Source organism: Francisella philomiragia, from assembly GCF_018135955.1.
GTDB lineage: Bacteria > Pseudomonadota > Gammaproteobacteria > Francisellales > Francisellaceae > Francisella > Francisella philomiragia.
On record NZ_CP063138.1, the window covers coordinates 1,528,913 to 1,554,682 of the forward strand.

The window sequence follows — 25,770 nt, forward strand, 5'->3', positions numbered from 1 at the left end:
TTAAAACTCCGTGTTTACATTATGATTTCACGTAAATCAGATAAAATCTGACAATATCTAGTTAAGAACTTAGCAGCTAATGCACCATCAATTACTCTATGATCTGCTGACATAGACAGAGGTAGCATTGTTCTAGGTTCAAATTCTTTACCATTCCACACTGGCTTAACAGCAGTCTTAGATACACCCATAATCGCTACTTCTGGCATATTAATAATTGGTGTAAATGCTGTAGTCCCAAGCACACCTATACTAGAGATAGTAAATGTAGCCCCAGTCATATCTTTGGCACCTAATTTACCATCACGCGCTTTACCAGCTAATTCCATAATATCTTTTGATATTTCAATAATACCTTTTTTGTCAGCATCCTTGATAACTGGAACCATTAGACCAGCTGGAGTATCAGCAGCAAAGCCAATATTGTAGTATTTCTTCAATATCAAGTTTTCACCATCATTTGATAGCGAACTATTCATTCTCGGGAACTCTTGAAGTGCTACAGCAGCAGCTTTGACCAAGAATGATAATGGCGTAATCTTAACTCCAGTTTTCTCAGAAAATGCTTTTTTAGACTTCCTAAACTCTTCAAGATCAGTAACATCTGCATCATCATAGAAAGTAACATGTGGAATTTTAACCCAGTTTCTATGTAAATTCTTTGCACTAATTTTGTTGATACGAGTCAATGGTTGAGTTTCAATCTCACCAAACTTAGCGAAGTCTACCACTGGATCATCTAGAAGATCTAAACCACTACCACTAGCAGCAACTTTACCAGTCTGAACTTGTGTTACAGCGTGCTTGATGTAGTTATAACAATCTTCTTTTGTTACACGTCCTTTACGCCCTGTAGCTTTGACCTTACTCAAATCAACATTTAAAACTCTAGCTAGCTTTCTAACAGCCGGTGAAGCATGAGCTTTTGAATTATCTACAGCATATTCATTAACATTAGTTTGAGTCGCTAAAGCAGGTACTGCTGGTTGAGACTCTTGCTTAGGAGCTTCTTGCTTTGCTGGCTGACTAGGTGCCGCTACAGGAGCTGTGCCCTTTGTCTTGACCTTAAGAATTAAGCTACCTTGCGAAACTTTATCACCAACCTTTGTGATAATCTCAACAACTTCACCAGCTACTGGAGACGGAACCTCCATACTAGCCTTATCAGTTTCTAACGTAATCAAAGAATCTTCTTCAGCAATCTCATCACCAACAGCCACTGATACTTCGATAACATCAACACTATCATAATCACCAATATCCGGAACTTTGACATCTACAACTTCTTCAGTAGCTGACTGTGCAGGTGCAACTTGCTGTGCTGGCGCTTGTGTAGCTGCTGAAGCACTTGCTCCAGTCTCAACTTTTAATATCAAGCTACCTTGCGAAACCTTATCACCAACTTTTGTGATAATCTCAACAACTTTTCCAGCAACAGGAGATGGTACTTCCATACTAGCTTTATCTGTTTCTAATGTAATCAAAGAATCTTCTTCAGCAATCTCATCACCAACAGCTACAGACACTTCGATAACATCAACACTATCATAGTCACCAATATCTGGAACTTCTACATCAACTATTGCTGTAGCTTGCTGTTGTTGCGCTGGAGCAGCTTCTTGCTTAGGTTCAGCGGCTGTTGCATCACCTGCAACCTCAACTTCCATAATAGCAGTACCTTGTGAAACTTTGTCGCCAACTTTTACAGTCAACTTAACAATCTTACCAGCTATAGGAGATGGAACCTCCATACTAGCCTTGTCTGTTTCTAATGTAATCAAAGAATCTTCTTCAGCGATAACATCACCTTCAGCAACATTAACTTCGATCACATCTACACTATCATAATCCCCGATATCAGGAACTTTAACTATCTCTATAGACATTAATATCTCCTCACCGATTAGCAATATAGCGGAGCTACACGCTCTGGGTCTATATTATATTTCTTAATCGCATCTTTAACTTCGCTAGCCTTGACTTTACCATCTAAATGTAAAGCATATAATGATGCTACAACTACGTGATATCTATCAACCTCAAAGAAACTTCTTAGAGCTTCACGAGTATCAGATCTACCAAAACCATCAGTACCTAAGTTAACATAAGTATGTGGTATAAATTCTCTTAGCTGATCCGTATATAGCTTGATGTAATCAGTAGAAGCAATCACAGGGCCTTGCTCATTCTTCAAGCATTTTTCGATGTAGCTTTCTTTTCTCTCAGCATCTGGATGAAGCATATTTTCTCTTGCTACTTTTTTAGCTTCTCTATGAAGCTCATTAGCAGAAGTCATACTCCAAACATTTGAAGTAATACCATACTCATCTTTTAGCATCTTAGCAGCAGCCTCAACTTCTCTTAGTATAGAACCTGAACCTAATAACTGCACATGCTTGTCAGCTGGCTTGGTATCTTCTAGCTTATACAACCCTTTGATGATACCTTCTTCACAACCAGCTGGCATAGCTCTGTGAGAATAATTCTCATTCATTACAGTGATATAGTAATATACATGCTCACCTTTAACATACATTCTATTCATACCTTCGCCAAGAATTACAGCTAACTCATAAGCATAAGTAGGATCATAAGAAATACAGTTAGGAATTAGACCAGCTTGGATATGGCTATGACCATCTTCGTGCTGTAGACCTTCACCATTTAGAGTTGTGCGACCAGAAGTACCACCGATCACAAAACCTTTTGCCATAGAGTCACCAGCTGCCCATGCAAGATCTCCAAATCTTTGGAAACCGAACATAGAGTAGTAAATCATGAAAGGAATCATCGGCACTTTATGCACACTGTATGAAGTAGCTGCGGCTATCCACGAACAGAATCCACCTTGCTCGTTTATACCCTCTTGTAGGATCTGACCATCTTTAGCTTCTTTATAGAACATTACTTGCTCTTTATCTTCAGGTACATACTGCTGACCTTTAGGGTTATAAATACCCAACTGTCTGAATAGACCTTCCATACCAAAAGTACGTGATTCATCAACTGTGATTGGTACGATATGTTTACCTAATTTCTTATCTTTTGCTAAGTGAGATAGTATTCTTACAAAAGCTGTAGTAGTAGAGAACTCTCTATCACCACTATCTTCTAATAAGTTTTTTGCAAACTCTTGATAAGTTGGAATAGCTAATGGCTCTTTATTCTCCAATCTTGCTGGAATATAACCACCTAAAGCTGCTCTTTTCGCATGAAGATACTTCATCTCAGCAGAATCTTCAGGTAAAGAAACTAATTTATAATTTTCGATATCTTCTTTTGTAGCAGGAACATTAAATCTATTTTTGATATGCTCAAGAGCATCTGTATCAAGTTTTTTGACGTTGTGTGCAATATTTTTAGATTCACCCCACTCACCTAAACCATAACCTTTAACAGTCATAGGTAGGATAAGTGTTGGCTTACCATTTGCTTGCTCAATAGCTTTCTTATATGCAGCATAAATCTTGATAGGATCATGACCACCACGTCGTAACGCTTGAATATCTTCATCTGTCATATCTTTAGCTAATGCTTCAAGATCTTCATCGCCACTAAATACCACTCTACGACACTCTGCACCACCATGAGCTTTGATTGTATGGAATTGACCATCATTTAGTTCACTTAATCTTTGAGCAAGCTTTTTGCCGCCTTTTTGATCTTGTAGTAATCTATCCCAATCACTACTCCATAAAACTTTGATAACATTCCAACCAGCACCAGCAAACACATCTGCTAATTCTTCAACAATATTACCATTACCATTTACAAGGCCATCTAATCTCTGTAAGTTACAGTTAACTACAAATATTAGGTTATCTAAGCCTTCACGCCCTGCTCTAGTAATAGAACCAATTGACTCTGGCTCATCCATCTCACCATCACCACAAAACGCCCATACACGACGATCAGAAGTCTTAGCTAGACCTCTAGCCTCAAGATACTTCATAAATCTAGCTTGATAAATCGCCTGCAAAGGACCTAGACCCATAGATACCGTTGGGAACTGCCAATACGTAGGTTGCAAATATGGATGTGGATATGAAGATACAGCGTTTTCTTTGTCAAAAGCTTGTCTTCTAAAGTTCTCTAGTTGCTGCCTAGTAATTCTACCTTCTAGATACGAACGAGCGTACACGATTGGAGAAAGGTGTCCTTGATAGAAAATCAAATCACCAGCATGATTTTCATTTGGAGCCTTCCAAAAATGGTTAAAACCAACTTCATATAGAGTCATAGCACCAGCACCAGTACCGATATGACCACCGATAGAACCTTCTCTTTTGTTAGCTGATGCTACTATTACTGCTGAATTCCATCTATTTATAGCTTCGATTCTTTGCTCAATTTCCATATCACCAGGATAACTTGGCTGTTCAGAAACATCTATAGAGTTTACATATCTTTTTATTTTTGCTGTTGAGTAAGCACTTTCTATACCAAGTTCAGCACCCTTATTAAGCAACTGTTCAAATAAAAACTTAGCTCTATCAGCACCTTCTCTTTTAATGACATCTTCAAAAGCCTCAAGCCACTCTTGGGTTTCTAAAACATCAATATCTTTAGTGAAATCCGACATCCTTTATCCTCCGAATTAATCGAATATTAACGAAATTAAAACTTAACCACTCGATTATAAGTTAATCTATAAATAACATCAACTATATAACAAATCAGTTGGTGGTTTAATCATAACTAATTCAAGTTATAGCTCAAATATTTTTTGTTTCTTAGTTAAACTAAAATAAATTCATATAAATTTCTTGACCATGGTTAAGCTCTACAGCAAATAATCAATATTGTCCTCATTATCAAATGAATCTAATATGTAGTCAAAATTAACAGAAAAGCCAATTACCTTAAACACTTCAGCAAGCTTATCGTTAAGCAGAAGTTCTTTAATATCATTAGTATATCTCAGTTGATCTTTAGATTTAAGATTCTTAGACACATCATCAAAAACATCTGCAATACCAGCTTTTTTGAGAAAATTTGCTTGTGTCATATAACCATCTAATTGAAATCCAGCTTCAGTTGCAGCCTCCGCAACAGTTGTAAAATCAACATGCGCCGTAATATCTTGCTCACCAATATTGATAAACGGATCATAATTAGTCTTATGCTGATGGTAGCAAGCTAAAGTTCCCATACTCCTTTCTTTTGAGTAGTATAAACTCCTATGATAACCATAGTCGCACAAAAATATCATACCGCTCTCTAAAATATCATACAAAGACTTAATCCATGGACGGATCCAAGTATTTATTTCACTAGCGTACTCATCTTCAAAATTGATATTATCTAGCAATATCCTATTAGCTTCATACTCAAAAAGCTTATCATTTTCGATCATATCAACAAGCTTCCACTTATTATTAACAAAGCCTACACCTTGCTGAATAAGTTGATTATTTTGAGCTCTAAAAATATCTACTGGCATGGCATCTAAGACTTCATTTGCAAAAACTACTGCCTTGAGTTTATACTTTGGAAGCTCTGTCACCCACTCAAACCTATCATAATGCTCAGGAATATTTTTCCTTACATTTTCTTGTTGCCTAGATTTTAGATCATTACTTAATTCAACTATTATATATTTGTCCGGTAAACTACCTAAGCTATTAAGCTCATGCATACAGTCAATAGCAAACTTACCACTACCAGCTCCAAATTCTATAACATTAGAATCTCTACCCAACTCTGAAATCACTAGTGCAAACTGCCTTGCAAAAGTACGTGCAAATAGTGATGTTTGAGAAGTTGCCGTAATAAAATCTCCAGTCGAAGATATTTTTTCTTTAGATCCAGAGTAATAACCAAATTCAGAATAATATAAGGCCATCTGCATAAAATCCCTAAATAACATAGGTTTATTAGTAGTTTTTATCTTTTCAAGAATTACATTTTCAATAGACACAAAATAATAGATGTTTTTAGTAAAAATATAATTATTTTAAGTTTAAAATGGATTTTAATCAAAAAATATATGACTTTCTAAGAAAAAAATATTAAAATCAGTGCTCAAATAATTTTTTACGATGAAGGCGTAGATGAGCGTGATACAAACTTATCCAATTGGTATAACTGGTGGTATAGCTAGTGGCAAATCAACAGCAACAAAAATTCTAAAAGAAAAAATGAATTTAAATGTTGTATGTGCAGATACTATAAGTAGAGAAATTACCAAAAAACCTTCCGTAATCAAAAAAATAGCCGAAAAATTTGGCAATGATGTAGTGATGAATAAGCAAATAAATAGAGCAATGCTCAGAGCAATCATTACTGAATCTAAAGAGGCTAAAAAATGGCTTGAAGATTATTTACACCCCGTTATCAATAGAGAGATAAAAAAACAAGTAAAAGAATCAGACACTGTAATGACTATTGTCGACATTCCATTATTAGGACCATATAATTTCAGACACTACGACTATCTTAGAAAAGTAATAGTTATCAAAGCAGATCTTGAGACTAGAATTAGAAGACTAATGGAACGCGATGGTAAAAATAGACAACAAGCCGTTGCATTTATCAATCTACAAATATCCGATAATGAAAGAGAAAAAATTGCTGATTTTATCATAGATAATACAAATCTAAGCGATAAAGAATTAGAAGACGAATTAATAGCAACAATTAATAACATTACAAACTTGACTAACTAATAATTTTTGCATATAATATGCTTCAACTTTTGCACCCATAGCTCAACTGGATAGAGTACTCGGCTACGAACCGAGCGGTTAGGGGTTCGAATCCCTTTGGGTGTGCCATAGTTTCATGCGGGAATAGCTCAGTGGTAGAGCACAACCTTGCCAAGGTTGGGGTCGCGAGTTCGAGCCTCGTTTCCCGCTCCAAATTCTTTTCACTTTTTGTTTTTTTTAAATTTCTACAGATTTGATAAAAACGTATCTAAATTTTAGATAGTATTCGATGATTAGTTCCATTACATTATTTCAACTAGTTAAGAATATCTAATAATAAGAGACTTTCTTTTGCAAATACGCATAATAGCTATGCAATATTGTATATATAAAACACACTCTCCTCATGATTATAATTCCAATACAAAATCATTTTTTTAACATCGAATAATAAAAAGGAATCACCTTCATGATAAAGAAAACAATTATAACAAGCCTACTTATAGCATCATCAGCTATAGCTTTCGCGAACAGCTCTGTCGCATCAAATACTAGTTCAACAAACTCTAGTGATAGAGTAATGGCTGGATATTTAGATATTACCGCTATGGGCTCTGCTGATAGCGTAGATTTATCTCAAGTTGCTAAAGATGGCTACAATGAGGCTGTTATAGCATTTGCAACTATAGATGCAAATAACAATATATCGTTTAAAAATGACTATGAAGCTCTTGCAGCTAAAAAAATCCAAGAAGCAAAAAATGCTGGATTAAAAGTAATAGTTTCAGTTGGCGGACAAAAGAACGTTAACACTTATAATCCTAATGGCACTGATGCTAAAGGACTTGCTCAAAATATAGTCAATTTCCTGAATAAATATGGTTTAGATGGAATCGATTTTGATATCGAAATAGAACAAACAACAACAAACAATGGCATATATCTGAAAGATGTAATTGCAAATATAAAAGATATTGATAGCTCAAAACTAATAGTAATAGCCCCTCAAATTAATAATGATAAACTAGTCTCAACCGGTAATGATGAATTTTATGCTCCATTATTTAATGCCACCAATAAAGTTTTAAACTTGGTTGATTATATATACGTCCAGAACTACAACACTGCACCTGAACAAAATCCTGATTTTATTCAAGATGCATACACACTTACTAAAGATTATATTGGAGCGAAAACAGCTAAAATAGTTATAGGCTATCCTACTGCTGCTCAAGGTGGTGGAGCTGCTACAGTATACTTCCCTCAGTTTGATGGTAGCAAAACTCCTTCAAACTCTTCAGCTTTACAAACTTATGATGCTATGAAATCAGTATATGATAATCTAGGAAATATTCCTGAAGATACTAAATTTGCTGGTTTTATGGGCTGGTCCTTAAATGTTGATTATGTCCCAAGCATGTATAATAGTAGTGTTGATAAGTACCCAGATCATGGTAAAGGTGACTTTGGTTATTATATGTCTCCTTGTGCGCTAGATAGTAACAAATGTAGCACCATTAGAGAAGAACGACCAATTGACCAAGTAGCCGATGTTTTGATAAATAATAACAGTACAGCTTACGGTTTCGACGGAATAACTTTTACTGATGCTAATGGTAAGTCAGAAACCTCTAGTGGATGGATTGGCACAAAAACATACAATAATAATGCTACAGCACCAATTGAAACAAGTGTAACTGTATCACCTATAATTGGATGGTATACTAAACCTCTAAAATGTCCTACTAAAATGGATACTACGAAAGATAAAGTTGTTGAAATAAATGTTACTCAAAATGCAACTACAGGAACTTTGAATATAGTTTGTGAATTCCATAACTAAATTTTCTCTGATTTTAATTTCTAAAATATCCTAACGCTTTCTCTAGCTACATCAATCATTTCTATCAAATTAAAGTTATCAAGACTCATTCTTATATTAAAATTTTAGACCTAACCATACTATTATTGTGATCTTTGATTTAGTCAATTTTATTTTGCATGCGCCAGTCCAAACAAGCTTCTTATATGGTAAAATTATGAGATTATTATTCTAAGTATTGATTTTAAAATGTCTAAAAAAATAGTTCTTACAGGCATAACTCCTTCTGGCACACCACATCTAGGAAATTATATAGGCGCTATTAAGCCTGCAATAGAAATGTCTCAAAGTAATGAATACAATTGTATGTACTTCATAGCTGATCAACACTCATTAATAAAGCTTTGGGATAAAAAACTACGCCAGCAATATATACATGAAATAGCTTCTTCATGGTTAGCATTAGGACTTGACCCTACAAAAGCTTCTTTTTATCGACAATCAGATATACCTGAAATTATGGAGCTAACGTGGATTATCAGTACAACCACTGCTAAAGGCTTATTGAATCGTGCTCATGCATACAAAGCATTGGTAGACCAAAATATTCAAGAAGAAAATGTTGATCCTGATAAAGGCATAACTATGGGACTGTTTAACTACCCTGTACTTATGGCTGCAGATATTATGATGTTTGATGCAGATTTAGTTCCTGTGGGGAAAGATCAAATCCAACATATAGAAATAGCCCGTGATATTGCAAATAGATTTAACCATATATATAAAAATCAAATACTAAAAGCGCCTCAAGCCCTAACTAGTGAAGACAGCCAAACAATACTTGGTTTAGATGGTCGTAAAATGTCAAAGAGTTATGACAATACTATACCTATATTTTCTACAGAGAAAAAGCTTAGAAAACAAGTTATGAAAATCATCACAAACTCTCAAATACCTGAAGAAAAAAAAGATCCAAAGAACTGTACTGTATTTGCAATATATAAAAGTATTGCTACCAAGACTGAAGTTTCTTCTCTAGAAGAAAAATACTTAGCTGGTGGATTAGGTTGGGGAGATGCCAAGCAAATACTCTTTGAAAAAATAAATGAGTATTTAACAGATGCACGAGAGAAATATGATTACTATATCAATAATTCAAAAGTTGTAGATGATATTCTCAATCAAGGTGCAGAGAAAATGCGTCCTCTTGCTATAAACAAACTTAGAGAAATAAAAGATTTGATAGGAATGTAAAATGATGCAGAGGTTAGATAATATAATTATAGCTAACTATAGCATTCATTCTTTGGCTCTTATATTTTGGGCAAAGAAAAATTTGCATAATAACTTTTGTATACTATCTGTAGATACTGGTTTTGCTGCTGAGAATTGGAATAGCTATTTGGGTAATGTATTCGCGTGGTTAAAAAATGAAGATATCGAGTTTTATCACCTAAAATCAGAAAACTCTTTTCAAGAATTAGTTAAAGCACGTAAGCAATTTCCTTCTCAGAAATTTAGCTGGTGTGCTGGCTTCTTAAAAGGTATCACACTATTAAACAAAATTGATGAAATTGATCCTGATGCTGAAGCTACGATACTTCTGAGTCATCGAAAAGACTTATCAAAAGTTTCACAACTTTTGAAAAACCTGGAAGAAGAGGAAAAATATGACTATAGATCACTAGAGTACCCTTTATTGGATCTAAATCATGATGATATTTTAGAATTAACTAAAAATCTACCTTTTAAAGCGTTTTACCATAGTCTTGAATGTCAACCTTGTATACACTTAACACAACAAGAGTTTGAAAAGATAGCAAAAGCAGATATAAAAAAAGTTTCAGTACTAGAAAATGAAACAAATAGCTTTATGTTTAATAATACACCTTTCAACAAATTAGATAGCCATGCTTTTATTCATGGCAATATTTTAGAAGAATTATCAAAAGCCTGCAGTTGGGAATATAGCTGTGGGCTGTAGGGGAATAATATGAGTGAGTTTTTTTTATTTAGTTTGCTTACTGTTGTAGCTGCATTAATGAGTTACATCAATACAAAATTTCTGAAACTACCGAAGGCAATAGGACTAACTATATTATCAATAACCTTTTCAGCATTATGTGCTTCTTTTCTTAGTCCATCAAACTTTTTAGTAGTTGCTCTATCTAGTTTTGACTTCAAAAAAACAGTCTTAGATGGAATGCTGTCTTTCCTATTGTTCGCAAATGCTCTGCACTTCAATATGATCGATCTAAAAAAAGAGCTTAAAGCCATATTTGGACTTGCTAGTATTGGCTTAATTTTATCAGCACTAACAACAGCAACTCTAATCTACGGATTCTGCTTATTGGTTGGTTTTGATATAAGCTTTGGATACTGTTTGGTATTTGGTGCGCTTATTTCACCTACCGACCCAATAGCTGTCATCAGTACCCTTGCTGGTAATAAATCAATTCCTAAACATCTCAAAACACGTGTTGTTGGTGAATCATTATTTAATGATGCTACTGGTATTGTATTATTTGTAATACTTTCAAATATTGTGTTTTTTGGTAGTGGAGGAGACTTCGGTCAAGGAATAACTGGCTCTGGTGTCAACTATGTTTGGATTATTACTAAGCAGATTGGTATTGAAGCTGGTGGTGGAATATTGCTTGGGTATATATTTGCAAAAGTAGCTTTAATCTTCCTAAAAACAAATGATGATTCTGAGACATCAATTTTTGTAACATTGGCTATAGCTAGTATGGGTTATGTAATTGCTCACAGTCTACACGTATCAGGACCAATTGCCATGGTTGTTGCAGGTCTAGTTATCGGTAACAGTCTTTCTGATCGTAAAAAAACTCATCCAAATCAGGTTGAAAAAATTGATAAATTTTGGATGATTATTGATAATATGTTGAACTCATTTTTATTCATATTGATAGGTCTAGAACTAACTAGCATACCTTTCGATCATGGTGCTTTCTGGGTTGGTGCTGCCGGTATATTTATTGTAACATTTGCTAGATTAATCAGTATCTCAATCCCTATAACAGTTATAGATAAAAAACTATCTAGAGCATCTGCTAGAGACAACCTTCTTGTAGCATGGTCTGGGGTCCGAGGGGGAATATCTTTGGCGTTAGCACTATCACTACCTGATGAAGGTCATGTTATAGTCAGTATAACTTATACAGTCGTAATACTATCAATATTAGCGCAAGGTTCAACATTGAAGATAGTTCTAAATATGATCTATCCTCATAACCCAACCAAACAAGCTGCAAACACATCTACCGAGCTAAAATAAATCAACTATCCTTCTTTTTGGACTCTATGATGCTGCCGATGCAAACCGTTAACTAGCTCTTTACGCTGCTTTTTTGCTATATGGTGAAACTCTTTGATAGTAAGACTACCATCATCTTCAAAGGCAGATTGAATAGTTTCTTGTGAATAGGAAATCTTAATCAAACAAGATATAAAAACAATTAGTATAAGATTTTTTCTCATTATTCAACCGACTAATAATTACTTTGTAAACGTCTATTATTAGCGCCATTTTCAGCATACATACTTTGCCCCATAGTTGATGACATCAAACTATGATATTGATAGTTTCTACCATAAAAATCAAAGTAATTATCTGTAAACTCTTCTGGGAAAGCTGCTTGTAGCGTATCTTGATATGGTTGTGGATAATCTGCATAAACTTCTTGCTGCTGTCTGTTACCACCCCATACAATTTGTTTTGGAATATTATCGGCATTTATTACAGTGATAGCGTCATCTGCCAAGTTCAACTTAGTTGCTCCTTTTGACGGAGTATTAGTAAACTCTGGGACTCCGTTACTATATGATTCATAAACAGCACAATACCCATTTAGACTAATTAATGTAATAGTAAGCAATATAAATAATCTCATCCTAACTCTTTATAAAATTATTATTCTTCTTTAATATTGCCAAAGCTTGCTCATAATCACAATCATTTAATATCATTACAATCGCGACTTTTACAGACTTATTAGCTTTCATATAAAAATCTTGGGCTGTCACATAATCAACCCCTGTTGCCTCACAGATGATATTTTTAGAGCGCTCAACTAATTTTTCATTAGTTGGTTTAACATCAACCATTAAGTTTTGATAAACCTTACCAACCGATACCATAGATAAGGTTGATATTATGTTTAAAATAAGTTTTTGTGTTGTTCCTGCTTTAAGCCTAGTTGACCCAGTTAAAACTTCAGGACCAGGTACTGCCTCGATATTATAATCAGCATAGCTAGATATCTTAGCTTGCTTAGTACAGCTAATCGCGATAGTAGTTGCATCGATAGAGTTTGCATATTCGAGAGCCCCTATAACATAAGGTGTTCTTCCACTAGCTGCGATACCTATTACAACATCTTTATCTGTCAAATTTATTCTTAGCAAATCTGCTTTACCAAAATCAGGATTATCCTCTGCACCCTCTTGGGCTTGGATGAAAGCTTTTTCACCACCTGCGATTAATCCAATAATAGTATTATAATCAACACTAAATGTTGGTGGACATTCAACAGCGTCGAGTATTCCTAATCGACCACTTGTTCCCGCACCTACATATATGATTCTGCCACCTTTTTTCAAGGCCTGTGATGTAACCTCAACTATCTTAGCAATATTTAGACTTTGCTCTTTTAATGCTTCAATCACACCATACTCTTCATCTATCATTAGATTCACAGACTCTTGGACTGACATCGAATCAAGGTTAAAGCTTCTTGGATTTCTTTTCTCTGTATTTATATTTTTTAACATACTCATATTTTAACTTCCTTAACAATTCCTAATGGGTAGAGATATTTACTTTCTAAATAAACTGGAGCGGCAGGTTCTATTTCTTCCTCCTCAGCTTTCTTATTTTTCTTTGCTTGCTCTTTCTTTCTTTCAGCTATTGATTTTGATTTATTTCTAGATTTATTTGACTTATCATTAACTTCAGACTTATCTTCAGGTTCTGCTTCATCACCTAACTCATCTTTTATTTCTTGAGCTTTAAAATCTAATGCTTCCGATTGAATATATATTTTATTAACTGTATTTTTGATAGCATCAAAATCAGCAAGAATCTGAGGAGATTGAGGTCCTAAGTCAACCTCTTGAAGTACATCAAAATCATAATTAAGTTGCATAGCTTTATCTGGAGTAAATACAAATAGATAACCAAACTTAGGTATTACGAGTTGAATACCATTATCATCTTCTTCTGTATCCTTACTCTTACTTTTATCTCCACCAAGTCTTTTAGGTTTGTTTTTATTTTTCTTAGGAAGTCCTACTACAATATTTGGATTATCATTATCTTCAAAATTAAACTCTTTTTCTAAACCATTAGAACCAAAATCTAAGCTAACAAAACTACCAAAGCCTTTCTTATATTCATATCTATGAAGTTTATTTGGTTCATACGTTATGATATACATTGACTCATCAGATTTAGAAACTATAACAGGTTTACCAAAACTCTCACCATCTATATATGTATCTAGACTCTTGCCAACCCTGTGATCCCCATTAAAATTAAAATCACTAATCCCCATAATAGTTTTACTTTCGTTATTTGGATGAAATATTAAGACCATATTAGCTTCTAAATTATTTGCCATATCTGGTACCAAAAGTTTTACATTATCTTCATCCAAATCACCTTTAAAATTAATCTTTTCTGCTAATTTAAGAACATAGCTCTGATTTGTCGTAGAATATTCTGAATAATAAACTTCCAAGATCTGTCTATTACCCTTTTTCTGACTATCTTTTCTTACTAGCATAATTTCTGGTGCGCCATCACTATTATCAAAGTACCAAACTACGCCAAGAATATTATCTTTGACAAATTGAGCTCCTGATGATGAGCGGCCCTTACCATTGCCTGCCATAACTGCATGCCACTTTCCAATTTCATCACCTATTTTTTTATTATCTTTGGCTAAACCTTTAACATCTTCACTAAGTAGATCATCTAAGGCTATACTAGAAGTAAATAGCTTATCAGTGTCATATAATAACAAGTATAGAGTCCATTTTCCTTTTTCGAGATTCCAACCTATCTTAACCTTATAATCAGTTCCCATGCCATCAGGAATTGCTACTCCTATCTTTGCCTTATCTGTGAATATATTTAATTGCTTATTTTGCTTCTCTACAAACCCAATAAAACCTTTTGGTGCATCTTCGATAGTACCATCACTCTTTAAACGATAAATCCTCTCTTGATAATTAGTCATTGCTTCTGGGTTTATCATTGGAACATTTATAGGCGTATAATCACCATCAAAGTTTTGATATGTATTAGCTGCTAATGCGTTGTAAATGATTCTCTCTGTTAAATCTACTTTTGTACCTTGATTGAAAGCTTTATATATAACATCATAACTTTTATATTCCTGTGATTGAAACAGTTCTGCATTTGTCATAGTTGGAAAAAATGATGATATATCATCTTCATTTACAGTTATTTCAAACTTACTTTTGCCAATCTCAAACTCACTAGATTTCGTAAAATTAATATCATCTTTTGCTTTTGAAAGGTACGACTCTCCTAATACTTTATCATTACTATTTTTGATAATACTCTTAGTAGTCAACATACCCATCTTAAATGTATATAAAAGACCTCCGAGCATTACCATAATTACGAATGAGAATATCAAGGCCATCAATAATGCTGAGCCAGTTATTTTTTTGTTTAACTTCTCATTCATATATACACCTAATCTTGACCCAATAGATAAATCTTGCTTGTTGCTTGACCAGCAACTTTAAAAGAAATTTTAAGTGCTGCTGTAGAATCACTTTTTATATTTACAAGCTCTTTTTCTAGCGATCGCCAATTTATCTTCGCATTTCCTTGTTGAATATCTGAATTTATAACATACTCAATTTTTAGATCTGTTACATCACTTATTAACTCGTATATTTGTGAATCATCTGCGTTTTGCTTTACATATTCATAAAGTGAATATACTTCATTGCCATGTTTATCTTTTTTATTAGTAGCTGCGACGAAGAATACTTCTAAGATATATTTTCCAACATAATCACCGGTCTTAAATTTATTTTCTACTCGCCTAGTTGTAGAAACAAAATCGTATGTAACAGCACCAGCTTTAACTAAATCACATTCATACGAATTGCACAGCACTAGATAATCATTCATAGAAAGATCTTTCTCAGGCAAAGTATTCTTTTGAAATTCATTTACTTTAAAAATATTATTTGATGAATTTGACTTTAGAGTAGAATCCAAACTACTTCTTTGAATCATTAAAAAATCGGTTTTAGGCTGCACACAATGAATATTTTCATTAATATTCATATTTCTCAAAGCTTCATCATTTGACATTCGCTCGTTGCATAACTCGGTAGACATACTTAGTCCTTTAGGTAAGCTCTCAAAGTTTTGCGCTGGTGCCTTACCAATTGTAATCACACCCATTTTCCCAAAGATATCTCCAAAGTTATCCCCTGAGTTATCCACAAGTTGTTGATACATATCTCCATACTTAGTTGTAAATCCTGCTTGTCCAATCGCATTATAGAAAATCTGCTTAATTAATAATTGATCAGAGTTTATTCTATGCCTATCGCTGAGTCTTATATATTGTTTTTTCATATCGATATATATACCGATTGCCATACCCATGACTATAGCTGCCACAACCATTGCTACCATTAGCTCTGGCAATGTAAAACCTAATGACTTTTTAACTCTCTTCGCTATCATTAACTTTTACATCTCTCTCAATAATTTTAACCCTATCAGCTACTTGCATTTGATTATCAATAGCGGCTATATTTACAACTCTATATACAATATCAACATTATTAGCAGCATCTTTTTTGGCTTTTTTATCGGCTTTCTCTGCCATTTTTTTGATATCAACAACACTTAATGATTTAAATCTATTCACAGGCTGTTCTTTTTCTTGAGGCTTCGTATCGTTTTCTTTTTCGAGCACAACGGTTTTGATAAACTCTATACCATCATCGGTTTTAGAATCATCTAATACTCCAGTTAGACGATATACACTAACTCTCTCATCAAGAACAGTAGCTATTTCATCCTTTCTATTTTCAAGAGTTATACTTACGAGAATACTATTTAATAATATAAAACCGGATGATAGTACAAATAACAAAATCAATGCAGCAATCATTGATTCTACGATACCAAATCCTGCCTGTGATTTTGTTTTTTTTAGAAACATCGAATTAAATTTAGAATGAAACTGAGAGAATTACGCTTCTTTGAATCTTCCAAAAGACATTAGCTTATCATATCTCTTAGCATTTCTCTCCTCAACTGTCATCTCTGATAATACTTTCAACTCTGCAGCGACAGCCTTTCTGATATTAGCAGCTGTTGTATCATAGTCTCTGTGTGCTCCACCTAAAGGCTCTGGTATAACTGCATCAACTATCTCTAACTCTTTAAGGCGTCCAGATGTTATATTCATCATTTGTGTAACTTCAGACGCTTTTTCAGCTGTCTTGTGTAGAATTGAAGCACACCCTTCTGGAGAAATAGTAGCAAAGTAACTATACTGAAGCATAAGTAATCTATCTCCAACACCTATACCTAATGCGCCACCAGAACAACCTTCACCAATCACAATACAAACTACAGGAACTTTAAGCGCACTCATTTCTAATAAGTTTCTTGCTATTGCTTCACTTTGACCACGCTCTTCAGCTTTGATACCTGGGTACGCGCCAGGAGTATCAATAAAAGTAACGATCGGCATATTGAATTTCTCAGCCAATTTCATCAATCTTAGAGCCTTGCGGTAGCCTTCGGGATGCATCATACCAAAATTATGCTTAATTTTACTCTTAGTATCACGACCTTTTTCTTGTCCTATAACCATAACAGGTTTGTTGTTCAGTTTAGCCAATCCACCAATAACAGCTAAATCATCACCAAATGCTCTATCACCATGTAGCTCTTGAAAATCCGTAAAGACTAATGATAATAAGTCTTTAAAATAAGGTCTATCCGGATGGCGAGATAGTTGAACTACTTGCCAATCTGTAAGTTTAGAGTAAGTAGACTCCATAAGCTCAAGCCTTTTCTTACCAAGCTTTTTGATTTCAGATTCAGTTTTTTCATCCTCATACACATGAGATAATGAGGTAATCTTGTCTTCAATTTCCTTTATCTTTGACTCAAAGTCTAAATAGTTCATTTACTTTCTCCTTTCAAATTCAAATCAATTCATAAAAATAGCTACTTTATATTCTAAAGTATTTTAGCAAAATAAAAAAGCTACAACCAATGATTTTGAAGGTTTGTTATAGTATCCATTTATAATATAATCTCAAACATAAATTTTTAAAATCTAGAATATTAATCACTATGCAAGAAGTTTCAAATCACACACCAATGATACAGCAATATTTGAAAATTAAATCTCAATATCCAGATATATTACTGTTTTATCGAATGGGTGACTTTTACGAGCTTTTTTTTGATGATGCAAAAAATGCTGCAGAACTACTAGATATAACCCTCACTGCTCGAGGAAAATCAAATGGCGATTCAATACCAATGGCTGGTGTGCCATATCACGCTGCAGAAGGCTACATCGCTAAAATTGTCAAAAAAGGATTATCAGTTGCAATATGTGAGCAAATAGGAGATCCAAGTACCTCAAAAGGTCCAGTTGAACGACAAGTTACACGTATAATAACTCCAGCTACAGTTTCTGAAGAGGCTTTTTTAGATAGTAATCAAGATAGCATTCTCGTAAGTATCTATGAAAAAAACAATAAATATAACATCGCATATACTAGCTATACTCAAGGCAAAATTCATCTTATAAATACGGTAACAAATTCATCTGATCTAAAAAATCAGATATTAAAACTATCACCTCAAGAGATAATTACCAACTCTAATAGTCTTGTAGAAAAGAATATTTTCAACAAACCAGTAAAAGTTTTGGAAGAATGGTACTTTAGTAATTTTGAAGCAAAAAAGCATATACTAAATTCTTTTGATAACAGTTTTGCAAATAACATTCTAAATTTATATAAAAAAGAACAACTAACTGTTATCGGATCAATACTTGCTTATTTAACAAATACACTAAAAAGTACGCCTAAGCACATCTCAGATATCCTCCTAGATGAAGATCAAAACATACTAAATATAGATATTAATAGTAGAAATAATTTAGAACTAGATAATAATTCAAAAAGCAGCCTTCTAAACATAATAGATAAATGCAAAACTAGTTTAGGTAGCAGGCTTCTAAGAAGATACTTCAAAAATCCTACTCGGGATCTAAACAGAATTTCTTTGCGTCATAACGTTATAAAATCCTTCAAGCAACACCATTATTTCTTAAAAATTCAGGATATTCTGTCTTATATAAATGATATTGAAAGGATAATTTCTCGCGTTGCTCTAGGAACAGTAAAACCTAAAGATCTAGTCTCTCTTAATAGCTCTCTCGAGCAACTACCTAAACTCAAGAGTCTACTTGAAGAAATAAACACCTCTGAGATTATAAATATAAATAATCACATTCACCAAATTGATGAGCTGACAAAACTACTAAACAAAGCTATTGTAGATAATCCTCCAATGACCATTCGCGATGGTGGCGTCATAAAACATGGTTTCGACCAGGAACTTGATGAGTTAAGAGGGCTAAAAGACAACTCTTACGATTTTTTATTAAAATTTGAAACTCTGCAAAAGCAAAAAACAGGGATTAATACACTAAAAGTTGGTTATAACCGTGTACATGGTTATTACATTGAACTTTCGAAACAATATGCTAATAAAGTCCCAACAGAGTATATCAGACGCCAAACATTAAAAGCTAGTGAGCGCTATATTACTGACGAGCTAAAAGCTTTTGAGGATAAGATTCTCTCAGCGAAAGAAAAAGCTTTAGCTAGAGAAAAGCTTATCTACGATACTCTATTGAATAAAGTTCTAGAATACTACTCTCAAATCCAGCAGACTGCAGCAAGTATCGCAAAAATAGATGTCTTAGCAAACTTTGCAGAAAGAGCTATCAAACTAAACCTAAATCAACCTAAATTTAATAAAACTGGTAAATTAGATATAAAAGAAGCTCGTCATCTAGCAATCGAGCAAAATATTGATGAACCCTTTATACCCAATGATACCCTATTAAGTACAGACACTTATACGTTAGAAATAATTACTGGACCTAACATGGGGGGTAAGTCCACTTATATGCGTCAAGTTGCTCAACTTATCTTTCTAGCATATATAGGCTCATTTGTGCCAGCTAGCTATGCAGATATTGGCGATATAGATACCATATACACTCGGATTGGTGCCTCAGACGACATATCTAGTGGCAGATCAACATTCATGGTTGAAATGACTGAAACAGCTTATATCCTGAATAATGCAACTAAAAAGTCTCTAGTAATCATGGATGAAATTGGTAGAGGCACAAGTACTTTTGATGGCTTATCACTTGCGAAAGCTTGTGCAGAAAAATTTGCAAAAATTGGTGCATTGACCCTTTTTGCCACGCATTACTTTGAGCTTACAGAGTTGGTTAATCAATATCCAAATACAAAGAACATTCATTTTGAAGCTAAAGAATATAAGGACAATATCTATTTCATGCACAAGTCAGTTGCTGGTGCCGCTAAAAAATCTTATGGTATTCAAGTAGCTAAATTAGCTGGTATTTCAAAAGATGTCTTAGAATCAGCAAAGAAAAATCTAACTAATTTAGAAAAAGGTCAAGATAAATTGGATACTATTGATCAGCATCAACAAAATCTCCAACTTGATAAAACTCCACAAAAGAATCATATTAAAGAGCGACTTGAAACAATTGATATCAACTCAATAACACCTATCGAGGCTCTAAATATACTCTTTGAGCTAAAAAAACTCTAATTTAGTTATATAAACTTTTTCAATTTGCTATAATTTTTTAGATATGAATTTGTAAAGTCTTAGGAAAAGCAATGCAAAATAACGAAAATCAACCTTCTTTTTTAATCCAAAAAGTATATACAAAAGATGTTTCATTCGAAACTGTTAACTCTCCTGCTTGTTTTAAAGATCAGTGGGATCCTAGCTCAGATTTTAATATTGATATTAATACAAAAAAAATTAATGATGAAAATTTTGAGCTTGATTTGACAATCACAATAACTACTAAAAACAAACAAGCAAATGCGTACATAGCCGAGGTTACTCAGTCAGGTATATTTACAATTACTGGCATGAGTGAAGAACAAGTAGAATCTGTACTTAATACTTACTGTGCTAATACTCTTTTCCCTTACGCAAAAAGAGTTATTGATTCTTCGATAATTAAAGGAGGCTTTTTACCTCTTAATTTAGCACCAATTAACTTTGATGCTATATATATGCAAAAAAAAGCAAACCAATCTCAACAGCCAGCACACTAAGTTAAGAATAAATATGAATAATCGACAGAATAGCTTCATCAAAATTTTAGGATCAATAATGATCATAGTAGGTACTATGATAGGTGGCGGTATACTAGCACTCCCTATCATAACCGCTAAACTTGGTTTTGTGATAGGCTCTATTCTCATATTCTTAGTCTGGAGTATAATGACCTACACTGCTGTCGTTATCTCAGATATTTCTTGCTCAATGCCTTATGGTAGTAGTTTTAAAACTATAGCAGAGAGATATCTTGGTAAAGGCGGAGGAATAGTAGCAAGTATAGCTTTTTTAATACTCATGTATTTTATTAGTACAGCTTATATCTCAGCAGCTGCTTCATCATTATCCTCATCCTTCCCTAATCTTGATGAAAAAGCATCATCGTTGATCTTTGTAGTCATTTTTGGAAGTATCGTAGTTTTAGGAACAAGATTTGTCGATTATGCTAATAGATTTTTTATAATCCTAAAAATACTCGTATTAGTAATTTTATGTGTTGTATTTAATAGTTATATTGAAGTTCCAAATCTTTTTGTAACTCCAGTTGATTTGGGAGTTTCATTGATTATCGCAATTCCTGTTTTTACAACATCTTTTACATCTCATATTATAGTCCCTGCCTTGTCTGACTATCTTGGCAAAAATGCTAAAGATATGAAACGCATAGTTATTATCGGCAGTATCATACCGCTTATACTATATATTATATGGGTATTTACTATCTTAGGTGTACTACCACTACACGGTCCTGTAAGCTTCATGGATTCGATATTTAATCACATCCCAGTTGATAAAGCCAATATTGGTGACATCCTAAAAACTTTAGGAGATAAAGTAAGAACTCCAACTACAGATGCGGTACTACATATCTTCACTTATGTGGCTATTATGACATCATTTTTAAGTGTTAACTTATCTTTATTTCACTTTAATTTAGACACATATAAGTTATATAAAACAAAGAAGGTTATTGGATACTCAATAGCAACAATTCTGACTTTTGCCATTCCACTAATAATAAACCAAATGGATCCTAATATATTTATTTATGCTATGACATGCGTTGGCCTATCGATTGCTGTCTTGTTGATGATTATGCCTGCTCTTATGGCGTTTAAGATAAATAGTCTTGGCGAGAGCTTTAACTATAAGATATCAACCTACAAAAGCTTATGGCTAATTTCTCTAGTTTCTGGTGTAATAGTAATATTGTGCGTAGTTCTGTAATTTAGATAATGACAAATATAGAACATATTGATAATTTCCTTGATAATTTACTCTACCTAAAAAATTACTCTCAAGAAACTATAAATAATTATCGCAGAGATTTACTCCAGTTAAATAGTTCAATAGTTGATAAAGATATAACAAAACTTGAAAACAATGATATTTTAATGTGGGTCAAAAAGCTTCATGCCCAAGGAAACTCCTCAAAAACATTACAACGCAAACTTAGTTCTTTAAGAAGTTTTTTTAATTTTTTGATAAATAGTGAGTTAATAAAAAATAACCCCACAACTGGTATCAAGGCACCTAAGAGTAGTAAAAAACTACCTAAAGCTGTAAATACAGATGAGCTAGCCTATTTATTAGATATCAAACCAAGCAATAATATCGAAACTCGTGATATAGCATGCTTTGATCTTTTGTATAGCTGTGGAATAAGACTTAGCGAATTATCTTCAATAGAACTAAAAGACATAAATGTAAATCAAAAGAGTATACGTGTCATAGGTAAAGGCAATAAAGAGAGGGTTGTATATTTTGGCAGTAAGACACTAATAAATCTAAATAGGTGGCTAAATATTCGAGATACTTATAGCCCGAAATGTAACTATCTCTTCATCTCACAAAATGGTGAGCATTTAACAAATAGATCTATCCAAAAACGGATTGAAATCTTTGCTGAAAAATATGCAACCAAACACATACATCCACATATGTTGCGTCACTCTTTTGCTACTCATGTTTTAGATTCATCTAAAGATTTGCTTGCTGTAAAAGATTTGCTTGGTCATGCTGATATTTCTAGCACGCAAATTTATACTCATTTAAATTTCCAACAACTTGCAAGTGTTTTTGATAAAGCACATCCTCGAGCGAAAAAAAAATCATGAATGTCTACGACTTAGCAGTAATATCTCATATTGAGAATATTACAGATATTGAGTTTGAATATATTTTATCAAGCCAAGATGATAAATACTTATATGTCGACAATAATATTCTAAAACTACATTACAAAGATAAAGAGCTATTTATAGATTTTAATAGTAGCGAAATTCTAAATAGGATAAACCCTAGTACTAAAAAATGTAGTGTTGTACAAGCTGTTGAAGGTCGCTCAAAAGACAAACTAAATATTTTAGATACAACAGCTGGTCTAGGCAGAGATACATTTACACTGGCAGCTAGAGGACATAGATTGATTTCTCTAGAGAAAGATTGTTATATTTTCGTATTACTCGCAGATGCACTCAATAGAGCAAGACAAACTCCTAACTTAAAAGATATTGCCAATCAAATAGAACTAATTAATATAGATGCTAATGAATATATAAATACTGCCAATATTTCTTTTGACTGTATATATATAGACCCAATGTTTCCGCCACGTAACAAAAGCGCTAAAGTCAAACAGGGCATGCAAGTCTTACACGACATTGCTTTTAATGATGATGAATCTAACTCAAACTTACTCAAAAATATCATCATATCTAAAAAAACTAAAAAAGCTGTTGTAAAGAGACCTATTAATGCTGATTTTCTTTATGGCAAAAAACCAACATCTCAACTTAAAGGTAAAACAAATAGATTTGATGTATATAGTTTATAACTATACTAAATATTTCTTTTAGCATTTGTATACGCTGCTACTATGATGATTCCAGCTATGAACAAAAGTACTGCTGATATCCAATAATATGGAATAAAATCTCTTATATTCTGAGGTGCATTGCTAATAACCATCGCAGAGTTTGCATAATTAACAGCATAGCTAATAAATACTACAGAAAAAAATAGTAGCCCTATAGCTAATCTAAATGCCACAAATATAGCTCCTATTACAACTAGCATATAGCATAGATAATCAAAGCCAAATAATAACTCGTAATCAAGTATATATGGATTGACATATTTATACATCACGCCGACCCATAATAACAAGACAATAAAACTAGCAACTATTGCCAGCAATCTTACTTTTTGAGTTGGTTTGGTATAGTTAGATTGTTTGAGCCAAATATACCCAGCTACTACAGTTGTTACTATCTGTGCTGACAGATAAATAGATGATGTTGTAATCCCATATTTACCATAAATAAAAACCTTTATAATCAGACTAGCTAACACAAACATCCATGCATACTTATTTTTCTTATAAAGTAAAACTGCAAACCCAAGTAAACATGCATTAGCTATACAATCATAAATCACATAATCCAATGTAATCATAATAGAAACCTAAATTTATCCTTAATTGATGTAGTATAAACATATATAATTGTAAATATAAAGTTTTAAGATATCTGTTTTATGATTTATTTGAAGTATATATACAAAATATTATTACTGAGTATTGTCACTAATATTTTATACGCCAACCAAGATGACAATGTATATACATGGAGAGACTCTAGAGGCAATGTAGTATTCTCACAGACAGCTCCAATGTTTGATCAAGAATATGAGAAAATTGGTGTAGTTCATAAAAATCAAATACAACAAAAATCTCCTGTGGAACAACAACTTGCTTCGCTAAAACAAAATAATTTATATTTAAGTACTCATAATACACAACAGGATAATCAGCAACAAAATGGGAGAAATTCAGAAGTAGTCAAAGTAAAAATAATCTCACCAGCTAATGGTGAAAATCGTTTTGTCCATAATGAGAAATTACCAATTATTTTGGAGCCATCTTTGACAGCTGAAGATCATCCAATATTTATAATAAATGGCATACCATACCCTGCTCACTTCGAAAATGGGGTGTGGAAAGTAAATAGACCAAATCCAGGACCGGTAACAATTTCTGTTAGAGGTAGCACTAAGGATCATAAAATTATTACCTCAAGTGACTCAGAATTCTATAGACGTCAGGTTCTTGGTAGATAAATTAATATATCTGGGCTTTTGATTATTATTAATTTTATATATACTTGAAGATAGCTAAAAGTTTGAGAATTTAAATAATGTCCAATTTTCATAAAATCATATTACTTTACGTTATATCATGTTTTACCTTTATATCTCTTGCCCAAGCAGCTAATCCAACTATTTACTCATGGCGATCAGAAAATGGTAATGTTGTATTTTCAGAAGAAAAACCTTCTGATGATACTGATTATAAAATTATCGAAGTTGGTCAACCTACAGTTGTAGATACTAAAGCTAGCCAAGATATGATCTCAAATCAACCTGTTAAAATTAAGCAAAGCGATATTTCTAAGCTGAACAACTCTAGTCTAGCTGAAAAGAACAAAGAAGTGTTAGATGAAAATCAAGGAACTGGAGATCTAAGTGTACAAATAACATCTCCAGCAAATGATGCTAATATTTTCACCAAAGAAGATAAATTAGCTATATCAACGAATCCTGCCATATCTGCTGATGACAAGCCAACTTTTATAGTTAATGGTACAGTTATGCCTGCAACATTTGAAGATGATCAATGGAAAATTGCTAGACCAACACCTGGAGAGAATAAGTTAACTATCGCAGGACAAACTGCTACTGGCAATCAAATCAAGTCGACAAATGAAGTAACTTTTTACATCAAAAATGGTTGGTTACAACAAGCTAAAAATACAGGAAACTATGCTGGAAAGTAGTTAAGT

23 protein-coding genes and 2 tRNA genes are annotated in these 25,770 nt (G+C 33.3%); 14 read left to right on the top strand and 11 right to left on the bottom strand.

Annotated features, from left to right (window positions below; all coding sequences use genetic code 11):
- Positions 1 to 14: 14 nt before the first annotated feature.
- The 3 genes from aceF to IMS64_RS07485 form a co-directional block, all read right to left on the bottom strand.
- Positions 15 to 1,886, bottom strand: coding sequence for a pyruvate dehydrogenase complex dihydrolipoyllysine-residue acetyltransferase (gene aceF / locus IMS64_RS07475; protein WP_042517550.1), 1,872 nt, complete (start codon positions 1,884 to 1,886; stop codon positions 15 to 17).
- 17 nt (positions 1,887 to 1,903) lie between these two features.
- The gene (gene aceE / locus IMS64_RS07480) at positions 1,904 to 4,582 is read right to left on the bottom strand and encodes a pyruvate dehydrogenase (acetyl-transferring), homodimeric type (protein ID WP_211490323.1); all 2,679 of its coding nucleotides are present in this window, start codon (positions 4,580 to 4,582) and stop codon (positions 1,904 to 1,906) included.
- Between the two features lie 201 nt (positions 4,583 to 4,783).
- Positions 4,784 to 5,920, bottom strand: a complete 1,137-nt coding sequence (locus tag IMS64_RS07485; protein ID WP_211490324.1) for a class I SAM-dependent methyltransferase — start codon at positions 5,918 to 5,920, stop codon at positions 4,784 to 4,786.
- A gap of 133 nt (positions 5,921 to 6,053) precedes the next feature.
- Between IMS64_RS07485 and coaE the strand changes: the two genes are divergently transcribed.
- The 7 genes from coaE to IMS64_RS07520 all read left to right on the top strand — a co-directional run bounded on the left by coaE (position 6,054) and on the right by IMS64_RS07520 (position 11,767).
- Positions 6,054 to 6,668, top strand: a complete 615-nt coding sequence (coaE, locus tag IMS64_RS07490) for a dephospho-CoA kinase (protein WP_004287158.1) — start codon at positions 6,054 to 6,056, stop codon at positions 6,666 to 6,668.
- A 31-nt stretch (positions 6,669 to 6,699) separates the two neighbouring features.
- A tRNA-Arg gene (locus IMS64_RS07495) sits at positions 6,700 to 6,776 on the top strand.
- 9 nt (positions 6,777 to 6,785) lie between these two features.
- Positions 6,786 to 6,860, top strand: a tRNA-Gly gene (locus IMS64_RS07500).
- A 256-nt stretch (positions 6,861 to 7,116) separates the two neighbouring features.
- Positions 7,117 to 8,490: a glycoside hydrolase family 18 protein gene (locus IMS64_RS07505; RefSeq protein WP_211490325.1), complete on the top strand. Its 1,374-nt coding sequence runs from the start codon at positions 7,117 to 7,119 to the stop codon at positions 8,488 to 8,490.
- Positions 8,491 to 8,718: 228 nt separating this feature from the next.
- Positions 8,719 to 9,723: a tryptophan--tRNA ligase gene (gene trpS / locus IMS64_RS07510; RefSeq protein ID WP_211490326.1), complete on the top strand. Its 1,005-nt coding sequence runs from the start codon at positions 8,719 to 8,721 to the stop codon at positions 9,721 to 9,723.
- Positions 9,724 to 9,727: 4 nt separating this feature from the next.
- A complete protein-coding gene (locus IMS64_RS07515) occupies positions 9,728 to 10,453 on the top strand; it encodes a hypothetical protein (RefSeq protein WP_211491104.1) in 726 nt (241 codons plus the stop codon).
- Positions 10,454 to 10,462: 9 nt separating this feature from the next.
- A complete protein-coding gene (locus tag IMS64_RS07520) occupies positions 10,463 to 11,767 on the top strand; it encodes a cation:proton antiporter (protein WP_012280522.1) in 1,305 nt (434 codons plus the stop codon).
- A 5-nt stretch (positions 11,768 to 11,772) separates the two neighbouring features.
- Here IMS64_RS07520 and IMS64_RS07525 read toward each other — a convergent pair whose 3' ends face one another.
- Genes IMS64_RS07525 through IMS64_RS07555 form a run of 7 tightly spaced genes read right to left on the bottom strand, consistent with a single transcriptional unit; the run spans position 11,773 to position 17,693 of the window.
- Entirely contained in the window at positions 11,773 to 11,970 is a 198-nt protein-coding gene (locus IMS64_RS07525; RefSeq protein WP_211490327.1) for a hypothetical protein, read from the bottom strand.
- Positions 11,971 to 11,981: 11 nt separating this feature from the next.
- Positions 11,982 to 12,383 (bottom strand): hypothetical protein, encoded by a 402-nt coding sequence (locus IMS64_RS07530; RefSeq protein WP_211490328.1) that lies wholly within the window; start codon positions 12,381 to 12,383, stop codon positions 11,982 to 11,984.
- Position 12,384: 1 nt separating this feature from the next.
- On the bottom strand, positions 12,385 to 13,269 hold the full coding sequence (gene murQ, locus IMS64_RS07535) for an N-acetylmuramic acid 6-phosphate etherase (RefSeq protein ID WP_211490329.1): 885 nt from the start codon (positions 13,267 to 13,269) through the stop codon (positions 12,385 to 12,387).
- Positions 13,266 to 15,209 (bottom strand): hypothetical protein, encoded by a 1,944-nt coding sequence (locus tag IMS64_RS07540; protein WP_211490330.1) that lies wholly within the window; start codon positions 15,207 to 15,209, stop codon positions 13,266 to 13,268. Before IMS64_RS07540 ends, murQ begins: the two co-directional genes overlap by 4 nt.
- Positions 15,210 to 15,217: 8 nt before the next feature.
- Positions 15,218 to 16,231: a PilW family protein gene (locus IMS64_RS07545; RefSeq protein ID WP_211490331.1), complete on the bottom strand. Its 1,014-nt coding sequence runs from the start codon at positions 16,229 to 16,231 to the stop codon at positions 15,218 to 15,220.
- Positions 16,212 to 16,715 carry a pilus assembly protein gene (locus IMS64_RS07550; protein WP_211490332.1) on the bottom strand — a complete coding sequence of 168 codons (504 nt, stop codon included), beginning with the start codon at positions 16,713 to 16,715 and terminating at the stop codon, positions 16,212 to 16,214. The genes IMS64_RS07545 and IMS64_RS07550 overlap by 20 nt, the downstream gene beginning before the upstream one ends.
- A 30-nt stretch (positions 16,716 to 16,745) precedes the next feature.
- Positions 16,746 to 17,693: an acetyl-CoA carboxylase carboxyltransferase subunit alpha gene (locus tag IMS64_RS07555; RefSeq protein ID WP_012280516.1), complete on the bottom strand. Its 948-nt coding sequence runs from the start codon at positions 17,691 to 17,693 to the stop codon at positions 16,746 to 16,748.
- A 170-nt stretch (positions 17,694 to 17,863) separates the two neighbouring features.
- On the opposite strand from IMS64_RS07555, the gene mutS reads away from it, so the two are divergent.
- The 5 genes from mutS (at position 17,864) to IMS64_RS07580 (ending at position 23,765) form a co-directional block, all read left to right on the top strand.
- The gene (gene mutS, locus IMS64_RS07560; protein ID WP_211490333.1) at positions 17,864 to 20,404 is read left to right on the top strand and encodes a DNA mismatch repair protein MutS; all 2,541 of its coding nucleotides are present in this window, start codon (positions 17,864 to 17,866) and stop codon (positions 20,402 to 20,404) included.
- Positions 20,405 to 20,475: 71 nt separating this feature from the next.
- Positions 20,476 to 20,925 (top strand): protein-export chaperone SecB, encoded by a 450-nt coding sequence (secB, locus tag IMS64_RS07565; protein WP_004287145.1) that lies wholly within the window; start codon positions 20,476 to 20,478, stop codon positions 20,923 to 20,925.
- Positions 20,926 to 20,938: 13 nt separating this feature from the next.
- Positions 20,939 to 22,156 (top strand): amino acid permease, encoded by a 1,218-nt coding sequence (locus IMS64_RS07570; protein WP_088821616.1) that lies wholly within the window; start codon positions 20,939 to 20,941, stop codon positions 22,154 to 22,156.
- 8 nt (positions 22,157 to 22,164) lie between these two features.
- The gene (xerA, locus tag IMS64_RS07575) at positions 22,165 to 23,046 is read left to right on the top strand and encodes a site-specific tyrosine recombinase/integron integrase (protein WP_088821617.1); all 882 of its coding nucleotides are present in this window, start codon (positions 22,165 to 22,167) and stop codon (positions 23,044 to 23,046) included.
- Positions 23,043 to 23,765 (top strand): class I SAM-dependent methyltransferase, encoded by a 723-nt coding sequence (locus IMS64_RS07580; protein ID WP_035736814.1) that lies wholly within the window; start codon positions 23,043 to 23,045, stop codon positions 23,763 to 23,765. Before xerA ends, IMS64_RS07580 begins: the two co-directional genes overlap by 4 nt.
- A gap of 5 nt (positions 23,766 to 23,770) precedes the next feature.
- Here IMS64_RS07580 and IMS64_RS07585 read toward each other — a convergent pair whose 3' ends face one another.
- Positions 23,771 to 24,385, bottom strand: coding sequence for a hypothetical protein (locus IMS64_RS07585; RefSeq protein WP_042523957.1), 615 nt, complete (start codon positions 24,383 to 24,385; stop codon positions 23,771 to 23,773).
- 81 nt (positions 24,386 to 24,466) lie between these two features.
- Between IMS64_RS07585 and IMS64_RS07590 the strand changes: the two genes are divergently transcribed.
- Positions 24,467 to 25,048, top strand: a complete 582-nt coding sequence (locus tag IMS64_RS07590) for a DUF4124 domain-containing protein (protein ID WP_211490334.1) — start codon at positions 24,467 to 24,469, stop codon at positions 25,046 to 25,048.
- Positions 25,049 to 25,125: 77 nt separating this feature from the next.
- Entirely contained in the window at positions 25,126 to 25,764 is a 639-nt protein-coding gene (locus IMS64_RS07595) for a DUF4124 domain-containing protein (protein WP_211490335.1), read from the top strand.
- Positions 25,765 to 25,770: the final 6 nt, after the last annotated feature.

Excerpts from the sequence above, each read along its gene's own strand:
- aceF (WP_042517550.1), bottom strand. The coding sequence starts at position 1,886 with ATGTCTATAGAGATAGTTAAAGTTCCTGATATCGGGGATTATGATAGT.
- aceE (WP_211490323.1), bottom strand. The coding sequence starts at position 4,582 with ATGTCGGATTTCACTAAAGATATTGATGTTTTAGAAACCCAAGAGTGG.
- coaE (WP_004287158.1), top strand. The coding sequence starts at position 6,054 with ATGAGCGTGATACAAACTTATCCAATTGGTATAACTGGTGGTATAGCT.
- IMS64_RS07505 (WP_211490325.1), top strand. The coding sequence starts at position 7,117 with ATGATAAAGAAAACAATTATAACAAGCCTACTTATAGCATCATCAGCT.
- trpS (WP_211490326.1), top strand. The coding sequence starts at position 8,719 with ATGTCTAAAAAAATAGTTCTTACAGGCATAACTCCTTCTGGCACACCA.
- IMS64_RS07515 (WP_211491104.1), top strand. The coding sequence starts at position 9,728 with ATGCAGAGGTTAGATAATATAATTATAGCTAACTATAGCATTCATTCT.
- IMS64_RS07520 (WP_012280522.1), top strand. The coding sequence starts at position 10,463 with ATGAGTGAGTTTTTTTTATTTAGTTTGCTTACTGTTGTAGCTGCATTA.
- IMS64_RS07525 (WP_211490327.1), bottom strand. The coding sequence starts at position 11,970 with ATGAGAAAAAATCTTATACTAATTGTTTTTATATCTTGTTTGATTAAG.
- IMS64_RS07530 (WP_211490328.1), bottom strand. The coding sequence starts at position 12,383 with ATGAGATTATTTATATTGCTTACTATTACATTAATTAGTCTAAATGGG.
- murQ (WP_211490329.1), bottom strand. The coding sequence starts at position 13,269 with ATGAGTATGTTAAAAAATATAAATACAGAGAAAAGAAATCCAAGAAGC.
- IMS64_RS07540 (WP_211490330.1), bottom strand. The coding sequence starts at position 15,209 with ATGAATGAGAAGTTAAACAAAAAAATAACTGGCTCAGCATTATTGATG.
- IMS64_RS07545 (WP_211490331.1), bottom strand. The coding sequence starts at position 16,231 with ATGATAGCGAAGAGAGTTAAAAAGTCATTAGGTTTTACATTGCCAGAG.
- IMS64_RS07550 (WP_211490332.1), bottom strand. The coding sequence starts at position 16,715 with ATGTTTCTAAAAAAAACAAAATCACAGGCAGGATTTGGTATCGTAGAA.
- IMS64_RS07555 (WP_012280516.1), bottom strand. The coding sequence starts at position 17,693 with ATGAACTATTTAGACTTTGAGTCAAAGATAAAGGAAATTGAAGACAAG.
- mutS (WP_211490333.1), top strand. The coding sequence starts at position 17,864 with ATGCAAGAAGTTTCAAATCACACACCAATGATACAGCAATATTTGAAA.
- secB (WP_004287145.1), top strand. The coding sequence starts at position 20,476 with ATGCAAAATAACGAAAATCAACCTTCTTTTTTAATCCAAAAAGTATAT.
- IMS64_RS07570 (WP_088821616.1), top strand. The coding sequence starts at position 20,939 with ATGAATAATCGACAGAATAGCTTCATCAAAATTTTAGGATCAATAATG.
- xerA (WP_088821617.1), top strand. The coding sequence starts at position 22,165 with ATGACAAATATAGAACATATTGATAATTTCCTTGATAATTTACTCTAC.
- IMS64_RS07580 (WP_035736814.1), top strand. The coding sequence starts at position 23,043 with ATGAATGTCTACGACTTAGCAGTAATATCTCATATTGAGAATATTACA.
- IMS64_RS07585 (WP_042523957.1), bottom strand. The coding sequence starts at position 24,385 with ATGATTACATTGGATTATGTGATTTATGATTGTATAGCTAATGCATGT.
- IMS64_RS07590 (WP_211490334.1), top strand. The coding sequence starts at position 24,467 with ATGATTTATTTGAAGTATATATACAAAATATTATTACTGAGTATTGTC.
- IMS64_RS07595 (WP_211490335.1), top strand. The coding sequence starts at position 25,126 with ATGTCCAATTTTCATAAAATCATATTACTTTACGTTATATCATGTTTT.